This window comes from Streptomyces aurantiacus (genome assembly GCF_027107535.1).
In the GTDB taxonomy this organism is placed as follows: domain Bacteria; phylum Actinomycetota; class Actinomycetes; order Streptomycetales; family Streptomycetaceae; genus Streptomyces.
The window spans coordinates 8,951,014-8,967,946 of the sequence record NZ_CP114283.1 but is presented as its reverse complement, the minus strand read 5'-3'; the positions used below and the strand labels follow the sequence as shown (position 1 = coordinate 8,967,946).

The window sequence follows — 16,933 nt, the reverse complement described above, 5'->3', positions numbered from 1 at the left end:
GGTGTCGTCGTGCTTGACCATCTGATCAAAGGCGTGACCGTCGTCGATGGGTCGGGTGGGCCCGCCCACGTCGCCGATGTGGGGATACGGGACGGGCGGATCGCCGTGATCGGTCAGGTCACGGAGGAGGCGCGAACGAGTGAGGACGCCGCCGGGCTCGTACTGGCGCCCGGATTCGTCGATCCCCACACCCACTACGACGCGCAGCTCTTCTGGGACCCGTATGCCACTCCCTCCCTGAACCACGGGGTGACGACCGTGGCCGGCGGGAACTGCGGATTCACCCTCGCCCCCCTGAACCCGTCACGGCCCGAGGACGCCGACTACACCCGGCGGATGATGTCCAAGGTCGAGGGGATGTCCCTGGTCGCGCTGGAGGAGGGCGCGCCGTGGAACTGGCACTCCTTCGGGGAGTACCTCGACGCCCTGGAAGGACGGATAGCGGTCAACGCGGGCTTCATGGTGGGCCATTGCGCGCTGCGCAGGTACGTGATGGGTCCGCAGGCCGTGGGCGGACAGCCGACGCGGGAGCAGCTGTCGCAGATGGTCACGCTGCTCCGCGAGGCGATGGAGGCCGGCGCCTGGGGACTCTCCACCACGCAGTCGTCCACCCACTCCGACGGCGACGGGAAGCCCGTCGCCTCACGGCACGCGGGGCCCGCCGAACTGCTCGCGCTCTCCCAGGCGGTGGGCGAGCACGAGGGTACGCAGATCGAGGCGATCGTGGCGGGCTGCCTCGACCAGTTCAGCGACGACGAGATCGATCTGTTCGTGGAGATGAGCGCCGCGGCGGGACGCCCGCTGAACTGGAACGTCCTGACGATCGACGCGGCCGTTCCCGAGCGGGTGCCCCGGCAGCTGGCGGCGAGCGAGCGGGCCCGCAAGGCGGGCGGCCGGATCGTGGCGCTGACCATGCCGATCCTCACGCCGATGAACATGTCGCTGGGCACGTTCTGTGCCCTGAACCTGATCCCCGGGTGGGGCGAGGTGCTCGGCCTTCCCGTGCCCGAGCGGATCGCGAAGCTGCGGGAGCCCGACGTCCGCGCCGAGATGCTGCGCCGCGCCGACTCCAAGGAGGCGGGCGTCTTCCGGCGCCTCGCCGACTTCGGGCGGTACGTCATCGGGGACACGTACAGCGCGGCGAACGAGGGGCTCACCGGGCGGGTCGTACGGGACATCGCGGCCGAGCGGGGCCAGGAACCCTTCGAGTGCATCGTCGGGATCTGCGCCAACGACGACATGCGTACGGTCCTGTGGCCCATGCCCACCGACAACGACCCCCAGTCGTGGAGCCTGCGCCAGGAGACGTGGCGGCACGAGGACGTGATGCTCGGCGGCTCCGACGCGGGCGCCCATCTGGACCGGATGTGCGGGGCGCCGTACACGACCCGGTTCATCGGGGACTGCCTGCGGGGCCGGAAACTGGCGACGCTGGAGGAGGCCGTGAAGATGCTCACGGACGACCCGGCCCAGCTCTTCGGGCTGCGTGACCGCGGCCGGATCGCGGAGGGTTTCCATGCTGACCTCGTGCTCTTCGACCCGCAGCGGATCGACGCCGGCAAGGCCACCCTGGTGCACGACCTGCCGGGAGACAGCCCGCGCCTCGACTCGAAGGCGATCGGCATCAAGGCCGTGTGGGTCAACGGAGTCGAGTCGATACGGGACGACGTGGTGACCGGGGCCGTACCGGGGAAGGTGCTGCGGTCCGGGCAGGACACGCGGACGGTGAGCACCAGGTGACCGACGCCCAGCGGCTGTTCGTCGGCGGCTCGTGGGTGGAGCCGGACGGCGGCCACTACGAGGTGACCGACCCGGCGACCGAGGACGTCGTCGGGCTGGCCCCGGAGGCCTCGCGGGATCAGGTGCACGCGGCGGCCACCGCGGCCCGCGAGGCCTTCCCTGCATGGTCGCGCACGGCCCCCGCGGAGCGGGCCGCGATCCTCGGACGGGCGGCCGACGTGATCCGCCGCGGCCTCGCCCCGCACGCCGAGGTGGCCCAGGCGGAGACCGGCGCGACGACCGGCACCGCGCGCGCGATGCAGGTGAGCGTCGGGGCGGCCCGTTTCCAGCGGTACGCGCGCGTGGAGCCCGTCGAGGAGCCGCTGCCCCCGCAGATCAACGAGGCGGGCCCCTTCGGGAAGGCCGCCGTGATGGGCGCCCTGGCCGTCCGCCAGCCGGTGGGCGTGGTCACCTGCATCACCTCGTACAACAACCCCTGGGCGAACCCGGCGGGCAAGATCGCCCCGGCGCTGGCCATGGGCAACACGGTCGTGGTGAAGCCCGCCCCGCAGGACCCGCTCTCCGTGTACCGGATGGCCCGGGCGCTGGAGGAGGCGGGCGTGCCGCCGGGGGTCGTGAACGTCGTCAGCGGCTCGCGGGCGGAGGTCGGGGAGGCGGCCGTCGACTCGGACGACGTCGACATGGTGAGCTTCACCGGTTCCACCGCCGTCGGCCGGCGCATCGCCGAGGTGTGCGGGCGCGGCATGAAACGGCAGCTGATGGAGCTGGGCGGCAAGGGCGCGGCGGTCGTCTTCGAGGACGCCGACCTGGAGTCGGCGGTCCGCGGCATCGGGACCACGTTCTCCTTCTACAGCGGCCAGATCTGCACGGCTCCGACCCGGGTGCTCGCGCAGCGTCCGGTCTACGACCGGCTGGTGGCCCAACTGGCCGCCTACATCGGCTATTTGAAGGTGGGCGACCCACGGGCCGAGGGCACGGTCGTCGGCCCGGTGATCTCCGCCGCCCACCGCGACCGGATCGAGTCGTACGTCGAACTGGGCCGCAAGGAGGGCGCGCGGGTCGTGGCCGGCGGGGAACGCCCGCCGCTCGACAAGGGCTTCTACGTGGCCCCCACCCTCCTCGCGGACTGCACCAACGACATGCGGGTCGTACGCGAGGAGATCTTCGGACCGGTCGTCGTGGTCCTCCCCTTCGACGACGAGGACGAAGCGGTCGAGCTCGCCAACGACAGCGACTACGGCCTCATCGACTACGTCTGGTCCGGCGACGTGGCCCGCGCCTTCCGCGTGGCGCGGCGCCTGCGGGCCGGCGGGGTCGGCGTCAACACGGTCGGCCGGAACATGGAGGCACCCTTCGGCGGCTTCAAACAGAGCGGGGTGGGACGGGACGTGGGGTCGTACGCCCTGCACGCGTACTCGGAGCTGCAGTCGATCGTGTGGCCGGGCTGAGCCCGGGACCCGGCCGTGGCCCGCACCACGCCTCGGGGTGAGGCGGGGCTCGGGCCACACGGTGCCGGGCGGCGGCCGGGTGGCTCTGTCCTCGTCCGCGAAGCCGGGAAGACCACTCCGGCGGGAAACCTGTTCGACCCGGCAGGTCCTAGTACACGCTCAGCCCGTAGCGGGCCAGCACCCACTGCACCGGCTGGAAGAAGGTCCGGTACTGACCCTGCGCGCTGTTGCACGACGCGCCCTTCGGGGTGTTGGTCGCGGAGGTGATGCCGAGCGCGTCGGTCCCCGCCCACAGGGGCCCGCCGCTGTCTCCGGGCAGGGCGCAGTGCGAGGTCTCGATCATGTTCTTCATCACCTTGCCGCTGGGGAAGGTGAAGGTCACGCTCGGGTTGATCACCTGGCCCACCAGGTCGCTGCTGACGGCGCCGGCGCGCTTGACGGACTCACCGTCCTGCGGGTAGCGGGAGTCGGTGATCTCGAACGTGGCGCCGGCCGCCCTGACCGCCCCGTAGGCGGCGACGTTGTCGTTGAGGTACTCGATGACGGCGTAGTCCTTGTCGACCTCGCCGAAGTCCCACCACTCCGTGCGATTGCCGAGGTAGATACCGCCGGCCTCCCGGTGCCAGGGCACCTCTTGGCTGGTGCTCGCGCAGTGACCGGCGGTGATGAAGTACCGCTTTCCGGCGGAGTTGCGGACGTTGAACCCGAGGGTGCAGTTCGTGGGGCCGTACGGCGCGACGATGCCGATGCCGCCAAGGGATTCGTAGGCGGTCTCCTTGATCCCGCCCGGCACCTTCTCGACGCGCACCTTGTCGCCGTAGCCGGCGACGAGGTCGGTGAGGCGCTTCTGGTCGGCGGCGGAGACGCCGTCGAAGATCTCCACGGTCACCTGGTTGGTGCTCGGGTCGATGCCCCAGGAGGTGTTGGGGATGGCATCGGTCTCAGCGATGCGCTCGTCGAGGGCGGTGCGCACCGAGTTCAGGTCCGCGGTGCTGTGCTCGACGACCTCGGCGGTGCCGCCCTCGGCCCGGACGGTCCGCGCGGCGGCCTCGTCGGTGACGGCGACGACGAGCTGCCCGGCGGTGTCGTAGTAGACCCCGCCCGTCCGGTCGGGCCCGACTTCGGCGGCCAGCGCCCGCGCCCGGGCCGGGTCGGTGAGGGACGCCGGGAGCGGGGCCGTGGCCGCGTTCGCCATCGGCGAGGTGAGCGTCGCGAACAAGCCGCAGATCGCTATCGCCATGACTGTGGGACGGAGCGGGACTTTCCGCATACGGAGCACTTTCGCTGAGCAGGGAGCAGGGAGCAGGGAGCAGGGAGCAGGGAGCATGACGTGTCGGCAGGCCGACTTCCGCTCCAGGGTGCGGGACGGCTGCTCGGTCTGTCGTTGCCGGTGCGTGCACAGAACCTTGGCTCTGCGTTCACTCCCCTGCTCAGCCCTGTGCCATGTTCCGTGAGCTCACCTTGACCGGAACTCCGGGTCGGCCCTCGAACCGGCTCACGAATTCGGCGTTGTCGTGCTTGACTTTCCAGTCCGCACGATCTTGGCGGGGCGGCCGAGCTGTGTGCCTCCCGCTGCGACCGGCGGACAGGGGACGACCGTTGGGCTGACACCGCTGGTCAGCGCATCGGCCGAGGGGATCAGGGGATCAGGGGACGAGGGCCGATGAATCACGCGACCGAGGTGTTCCAGCCACTGCAGGCGGACGATCCGTCCATGGTGGCCGGTTACCGCCTCGCCGCCAGGCTGGGAGCGGGAGGCATGGGCCGGGTCTACCTGTCCCACACCCAGGGCGGCCGACCGGTGGCGATCAAGGTGATCCGGCCGGAACTGGCCGACGACCCGGTCTTCCGGCGTGGCTTCAGCCGGGAGATAAGGGCGGCTCAGCGGGTCCGGGGCGCGTACACCGCCGAGCTGATCGACGCCGACGCGGACGGCGTACCGCCGTGGCTCGCCACGCTGTACGTGCCCGGTCCCTCGCTGGCGGACGCGGTCGCCCGGCGCGGACCGCTGCCGGTGCCCGCGGTCCTGTGGCTGATGGCGGGAGTGGCGGAGGCGCTCCAGGCCATCCACTCCGCGGGAATCGTGCACCGGGACCTGAAGCCGTCGAACGTGCTGCTGGCCGCGGACGGGCCGCGGGTCATCGACTTCGGCATTTCGCTGGCCTCCGGCATCACCTCGCACACGGCCACGGGAGCGACCGTCGGCACGCCCCAGTTCATGGCTCCCGAGCAGGCGTCCGGCGGTGAGATCACGGCGGCGACCGACGTGTTCGCGCTCGGCCAGACAGCGGCGTTCGCGGCGCTGGGCGAGCCGCTGTACGGAGACGGCAACTCGGTCGGCGTGCTGTACCGGATCGTGCACTCGGAACCGGATCTGTCCCTGCTGCCCGCACAACTCCGACCGCTGATGGCCCGGTGCCTCGCGGCCGACCCGGGGGAGCGGGCCACTCCGGCGGAGATCGTCGAGTGGTGCCGTCAGCGGCTGGGCGGGGATGCCGACGCGGGCGCGGGGCCGGCCGTCTGGCGGGAGGTCATGGGACCGGAGGTGACGGTTCCGGCCCCGGTCCCGCATCCCACCCCGGTGTTGCCGATGCCGTTGTTTCCGCAGCCGCAACTGCAGGGGCGTCCGCAGCCGACGGTGCAGGACGAGCGGCGGGCCCGACGTCGGCGTACCAGAGTGTTCGCGGTCGGCGTGCTCGTGGCCTCGCTGCTGTCGGTGAGCGTGGCATGGACGAACCTGAACCTGTCGGACCGGCTCGGCGACCGGAACGCGGGGGCGTCCTCGACGTCCGGCCGGGAGTCCTCCGCGGGGTCGTCGGTCTCCTCATCGGCATCCGCGCCGTCCTCGGGCTCGAAGACCGGTGGCCGGGCAGCAGGAGGTTCGGACCCGTCCTCGGCCGCGTCGGGGCAGCCGGAGCGGATCCCGTATCCCGTGATGCTGCTGAACGCGACCGAACCCCTGGACATGAAGGATCCCTACCGCTACGCCACCAAGAAATCCAAGGGCTCCAAGGACACCAGGAGCGCCGAGGAACGCAAGGCGGACATCCGCTTCGTCTGCGGGCAGACCTGCGCGCTGGAGAGCGACACGAGCCTGATCGACTGGGTGCCTTCCGAGAAGCCCGGCGCCACCCTGGAATCCTGCCGCGCGACCCTCGCCGACGCCGAGCACAAGCTCCCGCTCGCCATTGTGGCGGCCGGCAGCGAGATCTGCTTCGAACACCCCTCCGGAGACATCGGGCTGTTCGTGATCGACGTGAAGTCGACAGCGCTGCCGGAAGCCGCCTTCTTGTCGGGGGACATGACGGTCTGGCGGGCGGGCTAGGCGGTTCTGCCCACCCGCGCTCAGTCGGTCAGATCGACCCGTACGGTCAGCAGGTTCGTGCCGACCGCCCGGACCGCGGTGCTGTTCAGGCGCGGCAGGGACTTCAGCCGGGTGCGGGCGTCGTCCTCGTGCAGCAGATGGGCGGTGCCGTGGTGCCACCGGCCCTTCACGCGGACCCTGACCTTCGGGTCCGCCTGGATGTTCCGCACGTACTGCGACTTCTCGCCGTACTCGGACACTATCCAGAACTCCTGCCCGACGCGACGCCCACCGACCGGCGTCCGCCGGGGGAGGCCAGACTTGCGCCCGGTGGTCTCCAGAAGCACCTGGAACGGCAGCAGCCTGGAGACCGGGTTCGCGATCCGTCGCTGGACCGTGGTGACGATCCGGAACTTGAGCTCGTGATGGCGGGACATGTCAGGCGTGGCTCCTCTTGAGTACGTGGAGGAGGGTGCCGAAGGTGGCCGGGTCGGTCGAAAGTATGGAGCGGGCGGGGTCGCTGCTTTCGGTGAGATGGATCGTTTTTGCGGTGGTGGTGACGTGGAGGCAGGCTTCGCCTTCCTGGCAGTAGGAGGACTTCTGCGCCGTCGCGGCGACATGGACGCAGGATTCGCCCTGGGCGCAGTAGGACGACTTCTGCCATGCGTAGGCTGTCATGCGGGTCCTCACAGTTCGGTGGCCAGGCTCTGGATGAAGTCCCGGGTCTTCTCCGGGGGAAGGGCTACGGACTCCATGCGTTGCAGCAGATTCCGGTACGTGTCCAGTTCGGCCTCGGCGTCGACCAGCGCGGGTCCGTGCGATTGGTCCAGGGAGACCGTGTCGAGCCGCGGAACAGGGCCCTCGATGTAGAGGAACGTCTGTCCGGAACCTGGGTAGGCGCCGATGGCAAAGGGGATCACCTGGATCGTGATGTTGTCGCGCTGGCTCTGGGTCAGCAGGTGTTTCAGCTGCCGCTTGGTGACCGGCGGCCCGCCCACGGGTACGCGGAGAGCGGCCTCGTGGATGATCGCTTGGTACGGCACCGGTTGGTCCTGGTCCAGTAGCGCTTGGCGCTGAAGTCGGTGGTTCACCCGATGCTCGATGTCGCGGCGGCTGAATTCCGGCACGGCCTGCTCGTAGATGGCACGGGCGTGGTCGGCGAGCTGGAGCAGGCCAGGGATGTGCGCTGTGTTGGCCGCCCGGAGTCGAAACGCGTGGTGTTCGATCTCGGCCAGGTCGAGCAGGGCTGTCGGGAGCACCTCCCGAAAAGTCTCCCACCATCCCCCCTTCCGCTCCGTGGCCAACTCGATCAGTCCATCCACGTAGGCGGCGTCGGCGCAGCGGTAGTTACGGGCCAACGCGCGCAGCCGGTCCGGGCTCACGCCGAACCGGCTGGCCTCGATGTTGCTCAGCTGTGCCTGGCTGACGCCGAGTTGACGGGCGCCCTCGGTGACGGTGAGTCCCGCGCGCTCGCGCAGCCGCCGCAGTTCGGTGCCGAGACGCAGTCGGCGGGCGGTGGTGGCGGTCCTGGGCGCCATGGCTGAACACTCCTTGCGCAACCGCACGTTGGAGTCACGCACACGAGCGAAAACCTCATGCAATTGCCAAAATGGGAAATGTATTAGGTGGTGAGCCGCTAGCTTACTGAGTGGCGCCACCCCCCCCAGAAGCACCCCGCTCGACGGAGCGGCACGGTCACTGGGTCCCGAACTCCCCTCGTGATCGGAGACTTCCGATGGCCACCGTATCGCCGCCCTGGGCCTACACCCTCCAACTTCCGCACGATCCACGCGCACCGGGGATCGCCCGCGCAACTCTCCGAACCGTCCTCGCCGCCCACGGCCTGACGGGCCTCACGCCCACCGCCGAACTGCTGGCCTCCGAGCTGCTCACCAACGCCCATCTGCACACCCAGGGCCCGTACGCCCTCCGTATCCGCTCGGCGGAGCCCGACCGGCTGCGGATCGCGGTGTGGGACTCAGGCTCCGAGATCCCCCCGGGCTTCGGCGCCCCCGGCCCCGTACCCGTAGGCCCGGACACCGCGGAGAACGGCCGCGGCCTGCATCTCGTACGGGCGTGCGCGGACAGGTGGGGCGCGCACGTGCTGGGGGACGTCCGGGGCGGCAAACTCCTGTGGGCCGAGTGCGGGGGTGGGTGACCGGCGAAATGATTGCGCGGTCACCCACCGGCCCTCCCACCCGTAACTCCCGCCCCTCCCCTATCCTCATGCGGACGCGCCGGGACGGGGAGAGGGAGCACGCATGGACGGGTTGGAGCCGGCCGATCCGGGCTGGATAGGCGGGTACCGGCTGCTCGGCAGGCTCGGTGAGGGCGGCATGGGGCGGGTGTACCTGGCCCGTTCCGAGCGGGGCCGTACGGTCGCGGTCAAGGTCGTCCAGGAAGAACTGGCCCGCAGGCCCGACTTCAGGCGGCGCTTCGCCCAGGAGGTGAAAGCGGCGCAGCGGGTCGGCGGCGAGTGGACCGCCCCCGTGCTGGACGCCGACACCGAGGCGCCGACGCCCTGGGTCGCCACCGGTTACGTCGCAGGTCCCTCGCTCGCCGAAGTGGTCGACGAGCAGTACGGGCCACTGCCACCGAAGACCGTACGGGCGCTGGCGATCGGGCTCGTCCACGCACTGCGGGCGATCCACGGAGCCGGCCTCGTGCACCGCGATCTCAAGCCCTCCAACGTCCTGGTGACGATCGACGGGCCCCGTGTCATCGACTTCGGGATCGCGCGCGCCCTCGACTCGGCCGTGCAGTCCGCCGACGGGCTCACCAAGCCCGGTGCCCTCGTGGGGTCCCCGGGCTTCATGGCGCCCGAGCAGGTGCGCGGGGAGCGGGTGACGTTCGCGAGCGACGTGTTCTGTCTCGGTGCCGTACTGGCCTACGCGGCGACGGGCCGGCTGCCCTTCGGCAGTGCCGAGGGCGGCATCCACTCGCTGCTCTTCCGCATCGCCCAGGAGGAGCCGAACCTGGAGGGGATACCGGAGCCGTGGCACGGCCTGGTCGCGGCCTGCCTGGCGAAGGACCCCGGTCAACGGCCCTCACTGGACACGCTGTTGAAGCGGGCCGAGGAAGCGGAGGGCGGCGGCGCGGAAGGCGGGCGCGGCGCGGCGAGCGGCGCGTGGCTGCCCGGCGCGGTGCTGGCGGAACTGGGCAGACACGCCGTGCGCCTCCTCGACAGCGAGGACCCGGAGAGCCATGCCCTCGCCGGGCGGGCGGCGGCTCCCGGACCCGGGCCGGGCCCCGTACAGGTGGCGAGCCCCCTCCAGGGCGCGATCCCGTCCCCGGCGAGCCCCGTACCGGGCTTCGGGCCTCCCATTCCGTACGCACCGGCCACGCCCTCGTGGCAGAGCCCGCCGCCCGACGGAGTCCACCCCTACCGGACGGCACCGGCCGATCTCCACCCGCACAGCCCGTTACCGGGTGCCGTTCAGCCCCCGCGCCTTTCCACTCCCGTCTTCGCCGGCCCGCCCCTCACGCCCCGCCCGACCCGGGGGCTCTCGATCGCCCTGGCCCTCCTGCTCGGCCTGTTCGTCGTGCCCCTGCTGCTTCGGAGCTACGTCCTCGCGACGGCCTTCTCCCGGCTGTCGGCGGCGGCGAGCACCTCCGACACCGACCTCATCCAGGACTTCAGGTTCCTGGGCACCGCATCGCTGGCGACCGAGGTGCTCGGCGTCTTCGCGGGCATCCCGGTGGTGATCGTGTGGGCGTTCTGGTTCCAGCGCACGCGGATCAACGCCGAGCTCTTCGCCCCCGGACGCGTCCGGTACGCCACCGGGCTGGCGGCCGGCTCCTGGTTCATCCCGGTCGTCAACCTCTACATGCCCAAACAGATCGGCAACGACATCTGGACGGCGACGACCGGCACGCCGAAGGGCGCCGGGCGGTGGCTGCTGCACACGTGGTGGTGGTTCTGGATCGCCTTCTTCGTGGCGTACGCGAACGACTCGACCGCCAGTTGGTACGACAGGGACCTCGCCGTCGCCGCCACGGACACCATCGTCACCTCGCAGGCGGCCAACGCCCTCGGGATCGTGGCCGCCGTCCTGGCCATCGTCTTCGTACGACGGCTCACGTCCCTCCAGCAGAACCGCATCAACGGAGCGTCCCGCTAGGCCCTGTCGGCCCAAGGGCCCCGCATCGACGCAGCGCCCGGTCCACGGCCTCCGGCCGGGCGCCTGCTCACCCCCGCCCGAGAAAGACAGGGTTCGTGAACGCGGCCAGCGCCCCCGGCAAGGGGCCCGCCGCCGTCTCGTGCCGCACCTCGGCCCGTACGTACGCGGCGTACTGGGCCGTCGTACGCCACTCCACCGTGCCGGAACCCGACACCGGCAGGACGGGGCTCGTGTGCAGCACGCCCTGGTCCGTGACGAAGCGGACCGTGCAGCGGGGGGTGCCCGAGACCTCCAGGCGGACCGTGACCGGGTCGTCGCGGTCCACCCTCAACCGGCCGCCGATACCCGCGTGTTGGCCCTTCGGTCCGGTGGCCGCGAACGACAGCGTCACCGCCTTCGACTCCGCCACGTAGGAGCGGCCCGCGCGGATGCCCTCCTGGATCGCCTCGCGGGTCAGATCGTCGGCGAGGACGACCGTCTGCGGGCTGCCGACCGGGTCGGGGTCGCGGTGGGCGTCGCTGTTGCCCATCGCCGGAATCCACTCCCGGCCGCCCCGGCCCTCCCGTACGGAGGCGACGAGCATGCTGTCCCAGTCGGCGAGCGACACCTCGTCGTCGGGCCCGTACGCGCCGTTCCACACCTCCACCGCGTCCGCCTCGCCGAAGCCGAACTTCCAGTTGCAGCCGACGCAGGTGGCGTGCGGATGGGCGGGCACGACGAGACCGCCGGCCTCGCGGATCCGGCGCGCGTACCGGCCGAAGCGGTTGTCTCGCGCCCGGTAGCGCCAGTCGACGAACGTCCCCGGGTCGGTGCCGAGCGCGACGACGTGACCGTTCCTCGTCGTCACCTCCTCGCCCAGCATGATCAGCAGGTCGTCACCGGCCTGGTCGGCCCAATGGGCGTGCGCGGAGTGCGTGTTGTGCTCGGACGTGTTGATGAAGTCCAGGCCCGCCGCCCGCGCGAGGGCCGCGATCTCCGCCGGGGTGCGGCGGCCGTCCGAGTACCAGGAGTGCAGGTGGCAGTCGCCCCGGTACCAGGCCCGGCCGCGGCCCTTCGCCCGCGACGGCGGATAGACCGGCTTGACGACCGTGCCCGGCTCGCCGTACGTCAGCGTGATCGTCACCTCGTACGGGAGCCCCTGCGGAGCCACCGTGTACGGGCCCAGCGCGATGTGCCAGGTGCCCGCGCGGACCGGGCCGGGGATGTAGCCGGGTGTCGCGTCGTCCGCCCGGATGAAGAACTCCGTGCGGGCCCCGCCCGACCAGCCCCGGAAGCCCTTGCCGCCCAGGTCGGTGCCGCGCTGGTCGAAGATGCCGATGTCGAGCGCGTTGCCCGCGGTGCCCGCCGGGACCGGAGGCTTCTCGTAGGTGTACGCGACCCTGATCTCCCGTACACCGGACGGGACTTCGACGGGCAGGTACACGAAGTCCGGCGAACCGGTGGGCAGGGTGCCGCGTACGGTCCGGGTCTCGGGGTCACCGGAACCGGAGGGACCGTCGGCCGCGTCGGCGCCGCTCGCAAAGCTCACGCCTCCCAACGTAAGCGCGGCGGCGGCTCCCGTCACGAACAGGGCGCGTCTGCCGACGTCGTGGCCGGCGCTGTGGTCGTCCTCGCACATGCTGCTGCTCCCCGGGTTGTCGTGAGTCACATGGCACGGGTGACGCTGGTGTGGCGGTCACCAGCCTCGTATTCAGCCGTGAACCGCGGTACAAGGGAAGGCGATCGGCGGATTTCGGGAACGGAGCATCCGTGCGATCCGGCCAGTACGGAGAACCCGGTGCGAGGCACCGAAAAGGCCGACTGGTCGGTATGGACACCTGGGTGTCGTGCCGGTAGAGATGACCCATGCGCATCTCCGTGACGATCTTCCTCACCGACGAGACGATCACTCCGACCCGGCTCGCCCGTGAGCTGGAACAACGCGGTTTCGCCGGGCTCTACCTGCCCGAGCACACGCACATCCCCGTCGAGCGGACCACCCCGTACCCGGCGGGCGGGGACCTGCCGCCCGAGTACGGCCGCACCCTCGACCCCTTCGTCGCCCTCGGCCAGGCGGCGGCGGTCACCGAGTCCCTCGCGCTCGGCACCGGCATCACGCTCGTCGCCCAGCACGACCCGATCGACCTCGCCAAGCAGGTCGCGACCCTCGACCACCTCTCCGCAGGCCGCTTCACCCTCGGCGTCGGCTTCGGCTGGAACGTGGAGGAGGCCGCCGACCACGGCGTCGAGTGGCGTACGCGCCGGGAGCTCGGCCGGGACCGGATGGCGCTGATGCGGGCCCTGTGGTCGGCCGAACCGACCGCGCACGAAGGCCCGTTCGGATCCGTCCGGGCCAGTCACGCGTACCCCAAGCCCGTGCAGAAGCCGCGCGGACCCGTCGTCGGGCCGCGCACCCTCATCGGCGGAGCCGCCGGCCCGAAGCTGTTCTCGCACATCGGCGAGTACGCCGACGGCTGGCTGCCGATCGGCGGCAGGGGCCTGACCGAGTCGATGCCCGTGCTGCGGACCGCCTGGGCGGAGGCGGGACGCGACCCCGGGGCCCTCCAGGTCGTGCCCTACGCCGTGCTGCCGAGCGCCGGCAAACTCGCGCACTACGCGGACCTCGGCATCGAGGAGGTCGTCCTGCAGCTGCCGCCCGCCGGTGAGGGGGACGTACTGCGCGTACTGGACGCGTACGCGTCGTACCTGTAGCCGACCCTGACGCGCGGCAGGTGTGCCGCTTGTAACGCGGCACACCTGTAATGCCTGATCAATCCGATCGTATGCTCGAAGGATGACGACTTCCGCGACCTCCGGAACCGGGCCCACCGCGAACGCCATGCGTCGCGCGCTCAAACGCGCCCGCGACGGCGTCGCCCTCGACGTCACCGAGGCCGCCGTGCTGCTCCAGGCCCGCGGCGCCGACCTGGACGACCTGACCGCCTCGGCCGCCCGGGTGCGGGACGCGGGCCTGGCGGCGGCGGGCCGCCCCGGCGTCATCACGTACTCGAAGAGCGTGTTCATCCCGCTCACCCGGCTGTGCCGGGACAAATGCCACTACTGCACCTTCGTCACGGTCCCCGGCAAACTGCGCCGGGCCGGACACGGAATGTTCATGTCGCCGGACGAGGTCCTCGACATCGCCCGCAAGGGAGCCGAACTGGGCTGCAAGGAAGCCCTGATCACCCTCGGCGACAAGCCCGAGGACCGCTGGCCCGAGGCCCGCGAATGGCTCGACGCGCACGGCTACGACGACACGATCGCCTACGTACGGGCCATCTCCATCCGCATCCTGGAGGAGACGGGCCTGCTCCCGCACCTCAACCCGGGTGTCATGTCGTGGACCGACTTCCAGCGGCTCAAGCCCGTCGCGCCCAGCATGGGCATGATGCTGGAGACGACCGCGACCCGGCTGTGGAGCGAGCCCGGCGGCCCGCACCACGGGTCGCCCGACAAGGAGCCGGCGGTCCGGCTGCGCGTCCTGGAGGACGCCGGACGCTCCTCGGTCCCCTTCACCAGCGGCGTCCTCATCGGCATCGGCGAGACGTACGAGGAACGCGCGGACTCCCTCTTCGCGCTGCGCCGCGTCTCCCGCGCCTACCACGGCATCCAGGAACTGATCATCCAGAACTTCCGCGCCAAGCCGGACACGGCGATGCGCGGGATGCCGGACGCCGAACTGGACGAACTGGTCGCGACGGTCGCCGTGGCCCGGCACATCATGGGCCCCTCCGCCTGCCTCCAGGCACCCCCCAACCTGGTCGACTCCGAGTACGGACGGCTCATCGGCGCCGGGATCGACGACTGGGGCGGGGTCTCGCCGCTCACCATCGACCACGTCAACCCCGAGCGCCCCTGGCCGCAGATCGACCTGCTGCGCGAGCAGTCCGCCGAGGCGGGCTTCGCACTGCGCGAACGCCTCTGCGTCTACCCCGAGTTCGTCCAGCGCGGCGAACCGTGGCTGGACCCGCGGCTGCTCCCGCACGTCCGGGCGCTCGCCGACCCGCAGACGGGCCTCGCGGTGGCGGACGCCGTCGTCGAGGGTCACCCGTGGCAGGAACCCGAGGAGGCGTTCACGTCCACGGGCCGTACCGACCTGCACACCGCGATCGACTCCGAGGGGCGCACGTCCGACCGGCGCGAGGACTACGACCACGTGTACGGCGACTGGGACGCCCTGCGGGAGGCCGCGGCGCCCGGGATGGTCCCCTCCCGCATCGACACCGACGTACGGGCCGCCCTCGCGACCGCCGCCGACGACCCGACCAGGCTGACCGACGACGAGGCCCTCGCCCTGCTCCACGCGGACGGCCCGGCGCTCGACGCGCTCTGCCGCATCGCGGACGACGTCCGCAGGTCGGCGGTCGGTGACGACGTCACGTACATCGTCACGCGGAACATCAACTTCACGAACGTCTGCTACACCGGCTGCCGCTTCTGCGCCTTCGCCCAGCGCCGCACCGACGCGGACGCCTACACCCTCTCCCTCGACCAGGTCGCCGACCGCGCCCAGCAGGCCTGGGACGTCGGGGCCGTCGAGGTCTGCATGCAGGGCGGTATCCACCCCGACCTGCCGGGCACCGCCTACTTCGACATCGCGCGCGCGGTGAAGGAGCGGGTGCCCGGGATGCACGTCCACGCCTTCTCACCCATGGAGGTCGTGAACGGCGCGACCCGTACGGGCCTGTCGATCCGCGAGTGGTTGACGGCCGCCAAGGAGGCCGGCCTCGACTCCATCCCCGGCACGGCCGCGGAGATCCTCGACGACGAGGTCCGCTGGGTCCTCACCAAGGGCAAGCTGCCCACCGCGACCTGGATCGAGGTGGTGACGACCGCGCACGAGCTCGGCATCCGGTCCTCCTCCACCATGATGTACGGGCACGTGGACCAGCCCCGGCACTGGCTCGGCCACTTCCGCACGCTCTCCCGCATCCAGCAACAGACCGGCGGTTTCACGGAGTTCGTGACGCTGCCGTTCATCCACACGAACGCGCCGGTGTACCTGGCGGGGATCGCCCGGCCCGGTCCGACGACCCGGGACAACCGCGCGGTCATCGCGATGGCCCGCCTCCTCCTGCACCCGCACATCCCCAACATCCAGACAAGCTGGGTGAAACTGGGCACGGAGGGTGCCGCGGAGATGCTCCGCTCCGGCGCCAACGACCTCGGCGGGACCCTGATGGAGGAGACCATCTCCCGTATGGCGGGGTCGAGTTACGGCTCGTACAAGTCCGTCAAGGACCTGATCGCGGTGGCGGAGGCGGCGGGCCGCCCGGCGAAGCCGCGGACGACGCTGTACGGGCCGGTCCCCGAGGAACGGCAGCGGGCCGCGGCGCTGTCGGACGGGCATCTGCCGGAGCTGCTGCCCGTCCTGGACTGACACGGCGGCCCCCTGGACCGCCCCGGCGGGCGCCGCCGGGGCGGGCCGGGCCAGGAACAGGCAGGGACCGCGTCGGAGTAGGATGATCCGACCCTCCGACGGGGTGAATCAGAGCTGAGGAGATGCGTGCCCGTGCCTGCCCGACGGCTTCCCTCGTGGGCCTGGGTCACCGGTCTGACCGCGGCCGCTCTGGTGCTGGTGGCCGTCCTGGCCGTCAAGGCCGACGAAGGTCCCGAGCCGACCGCGTCCGCGAGCCCGAAGCCGTCCGCCTCGGCCGGCGTCAAGCCCTCCGCCTCACCCGGAAAGTCCGAGCAGCCGACCGCCGTACCGGACGGCTCCGGCACGGGACGGCGCATCGTCTACTCCCTCGCGCAGCGGCGGGTGTGGCTGGTCGACGCGAGCGACGCGCCCCGGCGCACCTTCACGGTGTGGCCCGGGACGGTGAACCCGGAGCCCGGCAACTACACGGTCGGCACCCGGCGCGAGGCCGCGACCGGCAGTGACGGCGTGGAGATCGAGCACATCGTCTACTTCGCCGTGGCGTCCGGCGTGAACGTCGCCTTCTCCAACGCGGTGGACGGCTCCTCCCCGCCACCGCCCGCGTCGGGCGCGACGACGGGCGGCGTCCGCATGAAGGCGGCCGACGGGGACGCGGTCTGGAAGTTCGGCACGGCGGGGACGACGGTCGCGGTCGTGAAGTAGCGCTCGCCCTCCTCGGACGGACCCGGTGCACCGGTGACCTAGGATCACGCTGTTCTCTGGGGAGGGGATGGTGCGTGGGGGCGATGGGCCGTTGCGTGCGTGGCGATGTTGAAGCCGGCGGGGTGCGGGGAGCGGGCGGCTGCGGGGAACCCGAGGTTCGCAAGCACCGAGGAACCGCCGGACAAGCTTGGCAAGGACGGCGCCACCATTCCGGTGGGCGATCCGAGAGCGAAGCCGACCGTGCGCCCGGCCCTGGGTC

At 71.4% G+C, this 16,933-nt stretch carries 13 protein-coding genes; 8 read left to right on the top strand and 5 right to left on the bottom strand.

Features of this window, described 5'->3' with window-relative positions; all coding sequences use genetic code 11:
• Positions 1-9: 9 nt before the first annotated feature.
• Positions 10-1,740 carry an N-acyl-D-amino-acid deacylase family protein gene (locus O1Q96_RS41495; RefSeq protein WP_269253010.1) on the top strand — a complete coding sequence of 577 codons (1,731 nt, stop codon included), beginning with the start codon at positions 10-12 and terminating at the stop codon, positions 1,738-1,740.
• Positions 1,737-3,188, top strand: a complete 1,452-nt coding sequence (locus O1Q96_RS41490; protein WP_269253009.1) for an aldehyde dehydrogenase family protein — start codon at positions 1,737-1,739, stop codon at positions 3,186-3,188. The genes O1Q96_RS41495 and O1Q96_RS41490 overlap by 4 nt, the downstream gene beginning before the upstream one ends.
• A 148-nt stretch (positions 3,189-3,336) precedes the next feature.
• Here the strand turns inward: O1Q96_RS41490 and O1Q96_RS41485 are convergent, their stop codons facing one another.
• Positions 3,337-4,428, bottom strand: coding sequence for a S1 family peptidase (locus O1Q96_RS41485; RefSeq protein WP_269253008.1), 1,092 nt, complete (start codon positions 4,426-4,428; stop codon positions 3,337-3,339).
• Positions 4,429-4,851: 423 nt separating this feature from the next.
• Between O1Q96_RS41485 and O1Q96_RS41480 the strand changes: the two genes are divergently transcribed.
• The gene (locus tag O1Q96_RS41480; RefSeq protein ID WP_269253007.1) at positions 4,852-6,513 is read left to right on the top strand and encodes a serine/threonine-protein kinase; all 1,662 of its coding nucleotides are present in this window, start codon (positions 4,852-4,854) and stop codon (positions 6,511-6,513) included.
• 20 nt (positions 6,514-6,533) lie between these two features.
• On the opposite strand, the gene O1Q96_RS41475 is transcribed toward O1Q96_RS41480, so the two are convergent.
• Genes O1Q96_RS41475 through O1Q96_RS41465 form a run of 3 tightly spaced genes read right to left on the bottom strand, consistent with a single transcriptional unit; the run spans position 6,534 to position 8,030 of the window.
• Positions 6,534-6,929 (bottom strand): nitroreductase/quinone reductase family protein, encoded by a 396-nt coding sequence (locus O1Q96_RS41475; RefSeq protein WP_269253006.1) that lies wholly within the window; start codon positions 6,927-6,929, stop codon positions 6,534-6,536.
• A 1-nt stretch (position 6,930) separates the two neighbouring features.
• Complete coding sequence (locus O1Q96_RS41470; protein WP_269253005.1) at positions 6,931-7,170, bottom strand: DUF397 domain-containing protein; 240 nt, start codon at positions 7,168-7,170, stop codon at positions 6,931-6,933.
• An 8-nt stretch (positions 7,171-7,178) separates the two neighbouring features.
• Positions 7,179-8,030: a helix-turn-helix domain-containing protein gene (locus O1Q96_RS41465; RefSeq protein ID WP_269253004.1), complete on the bottom strand. Its 852-nt coding sequence runs from the start codon at positions 8,028-8,030 to the stop codon at positions 7,179-7,181.
• Positions 8,031-8,227: 197 nt separating this feature from the next.
• Here O1Q96_RS41465 and O1Q96_RS41460 point away from each other — a divergent pair, with 197 nt between their 5' ends.
• Both O1Q96_RS41460 and O1Q96_RS41455 read left to right on the top strand, forming a co-directional pair.
• A complete protein-coding gene (locus O1Q96_RS41460) occupies positions 8,228-8,650 on the top strand; it encodes an ATP-binding protein (protein ID WP_269253003.1) in 423 nt (140 codons plus the stop codon).
• 103 nt (positions 8,651-8,753) lie between these two features.
• Positions 8,754-10,613, top strand: a complete 1,860-nt coding sequence (locus O1Q96_RS41455) for a protein kinase domain-containing protein (protein ID WP_269253002.1) — start codon at positions 8,754-8,756, stop codon at positions 10,611-10,613.
• A 67-nt stretch (positions 10,614-10,680) separates the two neighbouring features.
• On the opposite strand, the gene O1Q96_RS41450 is transcribed toward O1Q96_RS41455, so the two are convergent.
• Positions 10,681-12,231: a CehA/McbA family metallohydrolase gene (locus O1Q96_RS41450; protein WP_269253001.1), complete on the bottom strand. Its 1,551-nt coding sequence runs from the start codon at positions 12,229-12,231 to the stop codon at positions 10,681-10,683.
• A gap of 227 nt (positions 12,232-12,458) precedes the next feature.
• On the opposite strand from O1Q96_RS41450, the gene O1Q96_RS41445 reads away from it, so the two are divergent.
• From O1Q96_RS41445 to O1Q96_RS41435, 3 genes are all read left to right on the top strand, one after another.
• A complete protein-coding gene (locus tag O1Q96_RS41445) occupies positions 12,459-13,304 on the top strand; it encodes an LLM class F420-dependent oxidoreductase (protein ID WP_269253000.1) in 846 nt (281 codons plus the stop codon).
• Positions 13,305-13,386: 82 nt separating this feature from the next.
• Complete coding sequence (locus O1Q96_RS41440) at positions 13,387-15,972, top strand: bifunctional FO biosynthesis protein CofGH (protein WP_269252999.1); 2,586 nt, start codon at positions 13,387-13,389, stop codon at positions 15,970-15,972.
• Between the two features lie 126 nt (positions 15,973-16,098).
• The gene (locus O1Q96_RS41435; protein WP_269252998.1) at positions 16,099-16,674 is read left to right on the top strand and encodes a hypothetical protein; all 576 of its coding nucleotides are present in this window, start codon (positions 16,099-16,101) and stop codon (positions 16,672-16,674) included.
• Positions 16,675-16,933: the final 259 nt, after the last annotated feature.